Consider the following 10,675-nt stretch of genomic DNA (forward strand, 5'->3'; position numbering starts at 1 on the left):
TGGCGGCTCTCTCACTTCTGCACGGGATGAATGGTGGCCGGCATCCGGGTTCCGAGTCCCAGCCGCTCGGCGTTGCGCACGCACATGCCGGCGACCGCCAGGTCCTGGGCCGCTGAGCCGACCGACTTGTACAGCGCGATCTGGTCGACGTGGGTGCGCCCGGGGATGCGCGCGCCGACGAGGTCGGCCAGCGAGCGGATCTCGCCCGCCACGTCGAGACCGGCGGCTCGCGCGGCGATCAGGTCCCCGGTGTCGTCGAGCACCTCCTCGACCATGTCCGCCACGATCACGTCGGCACGGGCAATCACCTCGGGGTCCACCTCACGCTGCTCGGGCAGGGTGGATCCGATGGACACGACGGTCATGCCGGGTTGGAGCCACTTGCCGAGCAGGGTGGGGGTCTCGTCGCGGGACCGGGCGGCGCAGACAACCAGCATGGCGCCCGCAACGGCCTCCTCGGCGCTGGCCGCCTGCGTGATCGGCAGGTCGGACAGTTCGGCGGCGAATCGGGCTCGGCTCTCCGGTCGTGGGCTGTACACCCGTACGGCCTTGAGGTCGCGTACGACGGCGAGGGCGCGCACATGGTTCTGCGCTTCGAAACCGGAGCCGATCACGGCGACGGTCAGGGCGCCGGGCGGCGACAGCAGGTCCGCTGCGACGGCCGAGGTGGCCGCCGTCCGGTAACCGGTGATGGAGTGGCCGTCGAGCAGGGCCACCAGCTCGGCCGTCCGCTGGTCGAACAGGGGGATGAGGTAGGAGGCGCGGCGCGTCTGCATCGCGGCCGCGATGATCTTCGCTCCCATCAGTTCGCGTCCGGCCGGTACGCCGGTGAGGGTGCGCAGCCAGCCGTGGTCTCCGCGGGCCATGCCGCGGGCCGGATAGCGTGCTCCGTCCACGCTCGTCGCGTATGCCTCGCGCACCGCCGAGGTTGCCAGCTCCCAGTCGAAGGCCGCCTGTACCGCTGCGTCATCAAGGAAAAGAGTCACTTCAGTGGCCTTTGCGGAGGAGGGGGAGGGATCAGATCGGCGAGGGGGTCCACAGACCGCCGTCCGTCTGCTTGAGCAGCACCGGCAGCATGGTCTCGGTCATCGACCCGCCGGTCCCCCACTGGTCCTGCGACTGAGGAGAGGTGCTGTCGAAGACGCGGGGCTCCCACGCCTCGTCGTCCTCGATCGTCTCCAGCTCCGTCGTGTACTCGACGACGTTCTCGTTCGGGTCGAGGAAGTAGGTGAAGGTGTTGTCTCCCGGGCCGTGCCGGCCTGGCCCCCACAGCGGGCGGTGACCGGCGCGCATCAGACGCCCGGACCCGCGCATGTACTCGTCGAGGCCGCGCATCTCGAAGGAGATGTGATTCAGCGAGACGCGCGGTGCTCGGGAGATGGCGAGGATGTGATGCTGGGTTCCGCTGCGCATGAAGCACATCAGGTCGCCGAGCCAGTCCGAGAGGCGGAAGCCGAGGTACGTCTCGTAGAACGCCTTGGTCGCGGCCACATCGGTGGAGTTGATCACCACGTGGCTGAGCTTCTTGGGGACGGATTCGCGTTCCTCGAGCTCCCGGAAGGGCTTCTGCGCGACCCCGGCGGACACCTCGACGAGCCGGCCGTCGGGGTCGAAGAACCGGACGCCGTATCCGCCGCCCGGGGTGTCCAGCTTGCCGGGCTCCCGGTCGAGCGTGATTCCGCCGACCGCCAGCCGACGGGCCAACTCGTCGACGTCTTCGGGAGAGTTCACACCGAAGGCGATGAGGTCCAGTCGCTTGTCCTGGTCCTGCCGGACGCGAAGGATGTACTGCTCCGGGTCCGCGGGAGTGGCGAAGAAGGTCACACCGCTGTCGTCGGCCACCGGCTGCAGTCCCCAGAGGTTCTTGTAGAACTCCAGAGCCTTGCCGTAGTCGGGCACACCGATACCCACATGCCTGAGATGGGTGATCGGACGGAAGGCTGCGGTCATCGTCGACTCCTGCTCTTCAGTGACGCCGAACAGGTCGTTCGCGTCGCTTTCCCGCTGCAAGACGCTAGACAGACGCACTCCTCGATACAAACAATCGATAGTGATGCGTTCGGATTGATGACATCAATCCGTGCTCGGAGTCGACCGTCGAGCCGCGGCAGCCGACTTCTGTCGGCATGCCTTCAGCACAGACGGGAATTCCGGTCGATGCCCACCACCAATGCGCCCCTGGATCTCAACCGGGTGGATCTGAACCTGCTCGTCGCCTTCGACGCCCTGATGGCGGAACGGAGCGTGACCGCGGCGGCGGCCCGGCTGGCCGTCGGACAGTCGGCCATGAGCTCCACGCTGGCTCGGCTCCGCAAGCTCCTGAACGATCCGATCCTCGTCAGGCAGGGGCGGACCATGGTTGCCACACCGGTTGCCGAGTCGCTGGTGCAGCCAGTGCAGAAGACGCTGACCGACATCAAGTCGCTGCTGTCACAGCGCGACAGCTTCGATCCCGCGACCGACCACAGGACGTACTCGGTGATGGCGAGCAGCTACGCGGCCGTCGCCGTACTGCATCCGCTGTTGGTGCAGCTGCCGGCCGAGGCTCCGAACGTGCGGTTGCGCATCCAGCCCTTCGCGGAGGAGTACGCGGAACAGCTGACCCGCCACCAGATCGACCTCGTCATCGTTCCGCGCGAGCTGGTGCCCAGCGGGCCGGACCTGTGCAGTGAGGCCGCGTACACCGACCGCTACGTGCTCGCGGTCGACCAGGAGCACCCCGATGTGGGCGAGAGCATCTCGGTCGAGCAGTTCAGCGAGCTGCCGTACCTCGCGACGAGCCCCGACCGGCGACCCTCCCTGGCCGAACTGAATCTCGACCTGCTCGGCATCCCGCGCCACGTCGAGGTCACCACGAGTTTCGAACTCGCCCCGTTCCTGATCCGCGGTACCCGGCTCATCACCTTGATCCCCGAAACGCTCGGGCGCCGCATCGCCCCGGCGACAGGCCTGCGGCTGCTCGAACCTCCCATGGAGCTGCAGCCGGGCACCGAAACGATGGTCTGGACGAAACGCATGGACGACGATCCGGGCCACGCCTGGCTGCGGCAGCGCATGCGCCATTTCGCAAATGCCTACATCCGGGACACGCCGCCCGCCCCGGCAGCCGGCTGAGACAGGACCGGTCAGCAGGCGCCTGGCCGCGTGCCATCGATTGGATCAATACCGACGCATCGACAGGAATTGCTTTTCACCATGTGATGACAGCCATAGCCTGACGTCTCGAGCCGCAGGCAGGGCCACGGAATTCCGCTGATCGCCCCTGCTGAGCACGACTGAGGCAAGGGAGCCCCATGACTGCCATCTCTCCAGAAACGGCCGATGCCGCTGCCATCCTGGACCGCGTAGAGGCCTCGCTGAAGAACGATCTCGTCCCGGTGGAAATCTTCAACGACGAAGCGGTGTTCCGCGCCGAAATCGAGCAGATATTCACCAAGTGCTGGGTGTTCGTCGCGCACGAGAGCGAGATCCCCAAGGCGGGTGACTTCGTGCAGCGCAGAATCGGCCTCGATCCGGTGATCGTCACGCGCGACGGCAAGGGCGGCATCAACGTGCTGTCGAACTACTGCCGTCACCGGGGCACCCAGGTGTGCCAGACCGATGCCGGCAACTCCCGGTTCTTCAAGTGTCCCTACCACGGGTGGACCTACAGCAACAACGGCGACCTGGTCGGCACCCCGCACATGCACGACGCCTACGGCGAGCGTCTCGACCCCAAGGCGTGGGGCCTGATACGCGCGCCCCGGGTGGCCACCCGGCAGGGCTTCGTCTTCGCCTCGCTGGACCCGGACGGACCGTCGCTGGACGAGTACCTGGGCGGGGCAGGGTGGATGCTCGACCTGATCGTCGGGCTGGCACCCGGCGGCATGCGGGTCGCCGGGCCTCCGGAGCGCTACCGGCTGCACGCCGACTGGAAGACGGCCGCCGAGAACTTCACCGGCGACGGTTACCACGTCGACACGCTGCACTGGAGCACGGAAGAGGTCGCGGTCTCCCAGGGGCTGCAGATGACGTGCGAGATCGCGCGCATCTACGAATTCGAGAACGGCCACGCCTTCGCCGGCCATGCCTGGACCAAGGCAGTCCATCCCGGCTACGTGCTCTGGGGCTACGCTCCGGAAATCACCCAGCACTTCAACCTGTCGGGCCTGGACGAGGCACAGCTCCACGTAGTCAACCACGAGCCGCCGACGGTCGGAACGATCTTCCCAAACCTCAGCTTCATCCGGCTGAACACCCCGTCCGTGCCGGGCGGTCCCATGTCGGTGATCACCAGCTTCCGGCAGTGGCAGCCGATCGGCCCCGGCGAGATCGAACTGTGGAACTGGCAGTTCGTCTGGGACTTCATGTCGGAGGACGAGGCCCGCGACTCCTACGTCAACGGCCAGTTCACCTTCGGCTCGGCAGGCATCTTCGAGCAGGACGACACCGTCGCCTGGGAAGGCGCACCGCGCGCCGCCCAAAGTCCGTGGATGCGCAAGGCCGGCATGGAGTTCCACTTCCAGCAGGGCAACAACAGTCAGGTCGACCAGTCGCACGACCCCTCGTGGACCGGCCCGGGCCGCAAGCGCAACACCGGCTACGGCGAGCACGCGCAGCTCCACTTTTACCGCCACTGGCTGAACGTGATGCGCGGGAACACCGGCGCCGGCACCGAGGGAGCTGAGTGAGCATGACCACGACCGACACACCCCGCATCGTCCCGCCCGTGAGCGCCAACCCCGAACTTCAGGCCTTGGCCACCCAGTTCCTGGCGCTGGAGGCCCGGCTGCTCGACGAGGGCCGCGAGGAGGAGTGGTACGGACTCCTTGACGACGAACTTCTCTACACCGTGCCGATCCGACAGGCAGCGGAACCGCGTTCCAAGGAGATTGACCGCAACGCCTTCCGGGTCCGGGACACCAAGGCCCACGTACGCACGCGCCTGGACCGGCTCAACACCGACCACGCGTACTCGGAGGTACCTCCGTCCCGCACCTTGCGCATCGTGGGCAGCGTCGAGGTCGAGGAGATCGACCGCCCCGACGTCATCAAGGTGTCGAGCGCCCTGCTGGTCTACCGCCAGCGCGGCATCGACCCGCACTTCGATCTCATCCCGTGCAGGCGCTACGACCAGCTCCGCCTCACACCGTCGGGCCCGCGCCTGCTGTCCCGCGAAATCGTGCTGACCGAAACGGCGCTGGCCACTCCGAACCTTGGAGTCTTCCTGTGAGCGACAACCTCTCCGTCTCCCTCGACGGCACCCGCTGCAAGTCCTACGGCATCTGCGTCAGCGTCATGCCCGACGTCTTCGACACCCCGCCCGGCAGCCCGACGGCTGTTCTCCTGCGCGACACCGTCGACGCCGACGAGCGGGAGGACCTCGAAGAGGCCGCCCGCGCCTGCCCCGCACAGGCCATCGCGCTCAACTCGGGACCCAGGCCGTGACCGGCGGCTTTGAGCGGGTCGTCGTGGTGGGAGCCTCCGCCGCCGGCCTCAGCGCCGCCGACGGCCTCCGGGAGGCCGGATTCACCGGCTCCATCACCGTCCTCGGCGCCGAGCTGCACCAGCCGTACGACCGGCCCACGATGTCGAAGGCCCTGCTTGTCGCCGAGGAGGACCCGCAACTCCTCGAACTCCGCTCTCCCGAACGCATCGAGGCGAACCGCCTCGACCTGCGTCTCGGGCACGCCGCGGCGGGGCTCGACGTCGACCGCCGCTATGTGGTGACCACGTACGGCGAGGCGCTTCCCTGGGACGCGGTGGTCATCGCCTGCGGCAGCCGCCCCCGCGAGATGAGGAGCCTCGCGGGCGAGGTACTGCCGGCCCTGCGCACCCCCGAGGACCTGCGGGTGCTGCGCGAGGCCGCGGCGCGATACGGCGAGATGACCATGATCGGCTCCGGCTTCATCGGACTGGAGGTCGCGGCCGGTCTCGTCGCGCGGGGCGTGGCGGTCACGGTCCTCGACGCGCTCCCGCTGCCGCTGGAGCCCGTACTGGGGACCGAGCTGGCCACCCATCTCCGCGACCTGCACACCGCACGCGGGGTCCGCTTCCGCAGTGCCGTCGCCGTGGCGTCGGTCACCGGACAACCAGGGGCGTACGAGGTCCGGCTCACGGACGGAAGTGTGCACCGGACCCCGTTCGTGCTCACGGGTATCGGCGCCGAACCCGCCGTCGACTGGCTGGCGGGCTCCGGGATCGAGGTGACCGGCGGGATCGTCACCGACGCCGCCGGCCGGACCAACGTGCCCGGCGTGTGGGCCGCCGGTGACGTGGCCGCGTTCCACCACCCGCTGCTGGGACAGCGCGTACGCGTGGAGCACTGGACCCATGCGGTCGAGCAGGGCCGGCACATCGGCTTGAACATCGCCCGCGGCGAGACCACGCCCTACCAGGGAGTGCCGTACTTCTGGACCGACCAGTACGGCATGCGGTTCCAGTGCTACGGCCGCCGCCGTGCGGGCGACCGCAGCCTCGTCGTCGAGGGTTCACTCGACGCGGGCGAGTTTCTCGTCCTGTTCGGCCACGCCGGCGAGTTCCACGCCGCGTTCGCCTGCGGGCGTGTCCGCTCGCTGCGCGACTACCGCAAGCTGCTCGCACGCGGCGGCACCTGGGACGAGGCACTCGCGCTCGCCCGCACGAACAATCCCGCCCTCGACACCACCGTGTCGTGCACCGACCGGAAGGAACGCACCACCCATGAAGCTGCTTGACGACCACGTCGTACTCATCACCGGCGGCGGCTCGGGCCTCGGTCTCGGCATCGCCCACCACTGTCTCGAACAGGGCGCGCAGCTCGCGATCCTCGAGTACGACCAGGCCAAGGTACTCGGGCTGAAGAAGGAGTTCGGCGACGACATCCTCGTCGTGCACGGCGACGTACGCAACATCGACGATCTTCGTGCCTGCCGATCCCAGATCGAGGACCGCTACGGCCGGCTCACCTCCCTCATCGGCGCGCAGGGCATCTTCGACGGTAACGTCCGGCTGACCGACATTCCCGTCGAGCGCGTCGGCGAACTGTTCGACGAGGTCTTCTCGATCAACGTCAAGGGCTACGCGCTGACCGCGCGGATCATGCACGACCTGCTGCAGGCCGAGGAAGGGGCGATCGTGCTCACCGCGTCCCAGGCGGCGTTCGCAGCCGACGGCGGCGGTGCGGCCTACACGGCCAGCAAGGGGGCGGTGCGCAGCCTGGTTAACCAGCTGTCGTTCGAGTTCGCCCCGCGGGTACGGGTCAACGCCGTCGCCCCTTCGGGCATCGCGGGCAGTCAGCTCCGCGGGCCCGGCGCTCTCGACCTGCACGAGTCCAAGCAGTCGGACATTCCTGCGGACGCCTTCCGCGCGATGTTCGAATGGTCCACGCCCCTTCAGCACCTGCCCGCCCCGGAGGAGTACGGGCCCTTCTACGCACTCCTCGCATCCCGGCACAACAAGGTGATGACAGGCCAGACCGTGATCGCCGACTCTGGCACCCTGAACCGGGCCCTCATGAGCATGGGCCAGCTTGTCAGCAGCTACCCGTCGGCCTGAGTGCTGCGCTTCTGCGCACCACACCGGGTCGCAGAGGCGCGCATGCCGTCTTCCTGCTGGACGTGCGTCAACCGTACGACCGTTGATGTGCGTGCTGTTGCCGCCTGGCTGGCCTGTCCCGAACCCCACACTCCGCTGCCGTCTCCCGCAAGCAGGTGCCGACAAATCAGCCGTACGAATAGCCAGCCCAAGGGGTGCTACATCAGTAGCACCCCTTGGGCTGGCGCGCATCAGGAGGGTGTCTCAGCCACACTTGTCGGGTGCCTGGAGGAACGAGACGTGCCCAAAAGCCGAGAGACTACGTGGTCAGCGGTGGCTGGCCGCATGCCATGATGCTGCCGCACTGCGGCGCCCTCGTCGCCCAGGCCATCGCGCGCAGGCTCGCCGAGGCCATGACGGATCAGCAGATGAGCGCGAACGCGCTGGCGCGCAAGAGCGGAGTCAATCGTCAGGTGATCGCGAACGTTCTCAACGGGACGGTGTGGCCGGACATGCTCACCGTGGTAGATCTGGAGGGCGCGCTGGGTGTCATGCTGTGGCCGGACCATCTGGAGTGGAAGATCCCCGTTACTGGTGCCGTGGCCGCCATGGGCGAACTGGTCATCGCAGCTGCACCTTCCTCGTAGATCTCGCGGCGAGGCGGCACAGCCTGGTGTTCGACAGGCCTGCAATAAGCTTCAGAGGCCGGCTGTCCCACGTTCGTGGACACGACAGTGCCGGCGTTTCTCATCGAGATCCGTGAGCGAGGTGATCATCAACGGCTCCAGGGCCTCGGGGGCGTGGACTTGTCTGATCAGCAGTGTCTGTCATCCCTTCGGGCGGATCCGCTCCAGCGCCTTCGTGCCTGATCAGTGGGGTGCTTGTTGTTCCGGGCAGGATGGCAGGCATGGGCCGCTGGGTGTACGAGTTCTCGGGTTGTCCCGACTCGGGGGGCTACCGGCAGATCGCGGATGATCAGGAGCCGGGCGATGTGGTGCTGTGTGAACGTCCGGGCGGTCTTGGCGTCGTGGCGGGGTTCGTGCGGGAGAGCGTTGACGACATGATGATGGTGGCGCGCTTGGGGTGGGTGGCTTGCGGAGACCCGTCGGTGGTGGCATCGGCGGTGCTGCAGGTATCCGGACGTCCTGTCCTCACATGGCGGGATGCGTGAGCGGTGGGTGCGGGCAGCGAGCTGGCTGCCGGCGAGTTTGCTTGAGGGGCGTGCCGAGCCTGCTTTCGAGACTGCCGTCGTGGCTGTGCGCGACGGTCGTCGCGCACAGCCGTTCTCCTACTCCTCTGTAGCGGGTTCTTCGGCTTCGGTTTCTTCGGCTGTGGTGGGGGTTGGTTCTTCGGTCTGGGTTTCTTCGGCTGGGGTGGGGGTTGGTTCTTCGGTCTGGGTTTCTTCGGCTGGGGTGGGGGTTGGTTCTTCGGCTTCGGTTTCCTCGGTTGTGGTGGGGGTTGGTTCTTCGGTCTCGGTTTCTTCGGTTGTGGTGGGGGTTGGTTCTTCGGCTTCGGTTTCTTCGGTTGGGGTGGGGGTTGGTTCTTCGGCTGTTGCTGTTTCCGTCTCCGCCGCCTGGGGGGTCGGCTCTTCGCCCTTTGCGGGGCCGGTCTCGGTCGTGGCCGGTGACTCCTTGGGGGTGGTTTCCGCTTCTGTTCCTTCGGTCGCAGTGGGTTCCTGCTCGGTGTCGCTCACGTGTTCACCGCCTTCCCGTGCTGACAGGCAGGAAGAGGCTCGGGTGTCGCCTGGTGGGACGAGCGTCATGACGCGGAATTCATTACTCATGATGTCACCGAATCCGCATGATTTGAGGGGTATTGCGAGGTTGTCAGGGATACTGCGAGCCGTGCCGTAGGCCGCTGTGATCGACCCCGACGGCGGGCGGCGGGGTCGGACGCGGTGACACGCGCGGTGAGTGTCGATGCTCGTGAGGGGCACGGAAAGGGGGAGCTCGTTAACGAGCTTGTCGAGGCCGTCGAGGAGAGGTAGTTGGCCAGGACCATCGCCCGCTACGGCCGCGTGGATCTCTTCGCGGTCGATTTGCTCGGTTCCATGGAAGTGGACCACGGCGGCGCCGAAGTGCTGTTGCAGGTCTTAACCGGGCGGGAGGGAGAGGCGTCCGTGGCCCGTCGTCTCCGGCGAATTGTTCGGAGGTTGGAGGAGGACCTTCACCGATCCGCGGCTGTGCGTAGCGGTCGTGGACCGGCTCGCCTTCGGCGGCACCGTCATCGAGACCGGTACCGGCTCCTGCCGCCTCGCCCGTCCCAGGATCCAGCAGGTCGGGGGCTTGAGCACCCTGGTCACAACCGCTGCACAGATGCAGCCGGCCGCTCCGGCGAGGGATCCGGGCCCGGCTCTGTCCAGTACTGCCGGCCGCCAGCGATCTTCCTGTCCCGGACCGTCCGGAGCGAGTGTTCTGCACTCCGGGCGTGCGTGACGGCTTCGTCGTCGTCTTGGCCATGGAGGCGGCCCGCTACCGCCCGGACGTCGGCGCCCCGATGGGCCCGGGGGTTATCGCGCAGCGGCTTGCCACGGTCGCCGCCGCCATGGAGCAGGCCCGGGTCGAGGGCGTGACCGTCGCCGAGGGCGGCGAGGTCCCCGAGGGGCTGATGCTCGCCCCGACTGTGCTCTGCGGCCTGGGTCAGGAGAGCGCGGTCGGGGCGCGAGGGGATCTTCGCCCCCGGTGGTCGCGGTGCTGTCCGTGGTGAACCTGGACGACGCGGTCGACTTGGTCGACGACTCCCGCTACGGCCTGGGCGCGGGCATCTGCGCCCGCGGCCTGGCCGCCGTCCAGCGTTTCGCCGCGGCTGTCCGCGTGGGGGTGGTCGAGGTCAGCCGGCCGGCCGCCGGCTTGGATCTCAATGTGCCGTTGGGCGGTGTCGGCGACTCTTCCGGTAACAGCTTCCGCGAGCGGGGCGCGGTCGCGGTGGACTTCTTCACCTGGTCCGCGTCGGCCTCCTCTTGGCTGGGAGAGCCGGCCGAGAGGGGGCCGTTGGATGTCTCACGGCCTCCTGCCTGGATCTCGTGGTGTTCCTTTGAAGCCGCCGGCGTGGTCGACCCGAGTGGCAGCCGTTGAAGGGCGTCGTGCCGGCCGCGGGGTGTGAGCGCCTGCCGGAGGACGTCATGCTGGCCGCGGTGTGTGAGCGGCTGCCGGAGGACGTCGTGCTGGCCGCGGTGTGTGAG

13 protein-coding genes and 1 pseudogene are annotated in these 10,675 nt (G+C 67.9%); 11 read left to right on the top strand and 3 right to left on the bottom strand.

Going from position 1 to position 10,675, the window contains the following annotated elements; translation table 11 throughout:
- Nucleotides 1-11: 11 nt before the first annotated feature.
- Together ACQPXS_RS46465 and ACQPXS_RS46470 are read right to left on the bottom strand one after the other, a co-directional pair.
- Nucleotides 12-986 carry an ornithine cyclodeaminase family protein gene (locus ACQPXS_RS46465; RefSeq protein ID WP_433455609.1) on the bottom strand — a complete coding sequence of 325 codons (975 nt, stop codon included), beginning with the start codon at nt 984-986 and terminating at the stop codon, nt 12-14.
- Between the two features lie 31 nt (nt 987-1,017).
- A complete protein-coding gene (locus ACQPXS_RS46470; RefSeq protein ID WP_433455611.1) occupies nt 1,018-1,950 on the bottom strand; it encodes a VOC family protein in 933 nt (310 codons plus the stop codon).
- Here ACQPXS_RS46470 and ACQPXS_RS46475 point away from each other — a divergent pair.
- From ACQPXS_RS46475 to ACQPXS_RS46510, 8 genes are all read left to right on the top strand, one after another.
- Nucleotides 1,912-3,114: a LysR family transcriptional regulator gene (locus ACQPXS_RS46475; RefSeq protein ID WP_433455613.1), complete on the top strand. Its 1,203-nt coding sequence runs from the start codon at nt 1,912-1,914 to the stop codon at nt 3,112-3,114. The genes ACQPXS_RS46470 and ACQPXS_RS46475 overlap by 39 nt on opposite strands.
- Before the next feature lie 179 nt (nt 3,115-3,293).
- Nucleotides 3,294-4,670 carry an aromatic ring-hydroxylating oxygenase subunit alpha gene (locus ACQPXS_RS46480; protein WP_310770158.1) on the top strand — a complete coding sequence of 459 codons (1,377 nt, stop codon included), beginning with the start codon at nt 3,294-3,296 and terminating at the stop codon, nt 4,668-4,670.
- A 2-nt stretch (nt 4,671-4,672) separates the two neighbouring features.
- Nucleotides 4,673-5,212: an aromatic-ring-hydroxylating dioxygenase subunit beta gene (locus ACQPXS_RS46485; RefSeq protein WP_310770156.1), complete on the top strand. Its 540-nt coding sequence runs from the start codon at nt 4,673-4,675 to the stop codon at nt 5,210-5,212.
- Nucleotides 5,209-5,427, top strand: a complete 219-nt coding sequence (locus tag ACQPXS_RS46490) for a ferredoxin (RefSeq protein ID WP_433455616.1) — start codon at nt 5,209-5,211, stop codon at nt 5,425-5,427. The genes ACQPXS_RS46485 and ACQPXS_RS46490 overlap by 4 nt, the downstream gene beginning before the upstream one ends.
- Nucleotides 5,424-6,695 (top strand): NAD(P)/FAD-dependent oxidoreductase, encoded by a 1,272-nt coding sequence (locus tag ACQPXS_RS46495; RefSeq protein ID WP_433455618.1) that lies wholly within the window; start codon nt 5,424-5,426, stop codon nt 6,693-6,695. Before ACQPXS_RS46490 ends, ACQPXS_RS46495 begins: the two co-directional genes overlap by 4 nt.
- Nucleotides 6,682-7,515: an SDR family oxidoreductase gene (locus tag ACQPXS_RS46500; RefSeq protein ID WP_433455620.1), complete on the top strand. Its 834-nt coding sequence runs from the start codon at nt 6,682-6,684 to the stop codon at nt 7,513-7,515. The genes ACQPXS_RS46495 and ACQPXS_RS46500 overlap by 14 nt, the downstream gene beginning before the upstream one ends.
- A gap of 329 nt (nt 7,516-7,844) precedes the next feature.
- Complete coding sequence (locus ACQPXS_RS46505) at nt 7,845-8,141, top strand: helix-turn-helix domain-containing protein (protein WP_386275963.1); 297 nt, start codon at nt 7,845-7,847, stop codon at nt 8,139-8,141.
- Nucleotides 8,142-8,401: 260 nt separating this feature from the next.
- Nucleotides 8,402-8,665, top strand: coding sequence for a hypothetical protein (locus ACQPXS_RS46510; protein WP_433455622.1), 264 nt, complete (start codon nt 8,402-8,404; stop codon nt 8,663-8,665).
- A gap of 117 nt (nt 8,666-8,782) precedes the next feature.
- Here ACQPXS_RS46510 and ACQPXS_RS46515 read toward each other — a convergent pair whose 3' ends face one another.
- The gene (locus tag ACQPXS_RS46515) at nt 8,783-9,187 is read right to left on the bottom strand and encodes a hypothetical protein (protein WP_433455624.1); all 405 of its coding nucleotides are present in this window, start codon (nt 9,185-9,187) and stop codon (nt 8,783-8,785) included.
- Between the two features lie 252 nt (nt 9,188-9,439).
- Here ACQPXS_RS46515 and ACQPXS_RS46520 point away from each other — a divergent pair.
- The 3 genes and pseudogenes from ACQPXS_RS46520 to ACQPXS_RS46530 all read left to right on the top strand — a co-directional run.
- Nucleotides 9,440-9,761: pseudogene (locus ACQPXS_RS46520) on the top strand (ATP-binding protein); the annotation flags it as partial.
- A gap of 160 nt (nt 9,762-9,921) precedes the next feature.
- A complete protein-coding gene (locus ACQPXS_RS46525) occupies nt 9,922-10,200 on the top strand; it encodes a hypothetical protein (RefSeq protein WP_433455626.1) in 279 nt (92 codons plus the stop codon).
- On the top strand, nt 10,176-10,568 hold the full coding sequence (locus tag ACQPXS_RS46530) for an aldehyde dehydrogenase family protein (protein ID WP_433455628.1): 393 nt from the start codon (nt 10,176-10,178) through the stop codon (nt 10,566-10,568). The genes ACQPXS_RS46525 and ACQPXS_RS46530 overlap by 25 nt, the downstream gene beginning before the upstream one ends.
- Nucleotides 10,569-10,675: the final 107 nt, after the last annotated feature.

The sequence above is a fragment of the Streptomyces sp. CA-142005 genome, from assembly GCF_050942335.1.
In the GTDB taxonomy this organism is placed as follows: domain Bacteria; phylum Actinomycetota; class Actinomycetes; order Streptomycetales; family Streptomycetaceae; genus Streptomyces.

Coding starts and splice junctions, on each gene's coding strand:
- ACQPXS_RS46475 (WP_433455613.1), top strand. CDS start 1,912: ATGCCTGAGATGGGTGATCGGACGGAAGGCTGCGGTCATCGTCGACTC.
- ACQPXS_RS46470 (WP_433455611.1), bottom strand. CDS start 1,950: ATGACCGCAGCCTTCCGTCCGATCACCCATCTCAGGCATGTGGGTATC.
- ACQPXS_RS46480 (WP_310770158.1), top strand. CDS start 3,294: ATGACTGCCATCTCTCCAGAAACGGCCGATGCCGCTGCCATCCTGGAC.
- ACQPXS_RS46485 (WP_310770156.1), top strand. CDS start 4,673: ATGACCACGACCGACACACCCCGCATCGTCCCGCCCGTGAGCGCCAAC.
- ACQPXS_RS46500 (WP_433455620.1), top strand. CDS start 6,682: ATGAAGCTGCTTGACGACCACGTCGTACTCATCACCGGCGGCGGCTCG.
- ACQPXS_RS46505 (WP_386275963.1), top strand. CDS start 7,845: ATGATGCTGCCGCACTGCGGCGCCCTCGTCGCCCAGGCCATCGCGCGC.
- ACQPXS_RS46510 (WP_433455622.1), top strand. CDS start 8,402: ATGGGCCGCTGGGTGTACGAGTTCTCGGGTTGTCCCGACTCGGGGGGC.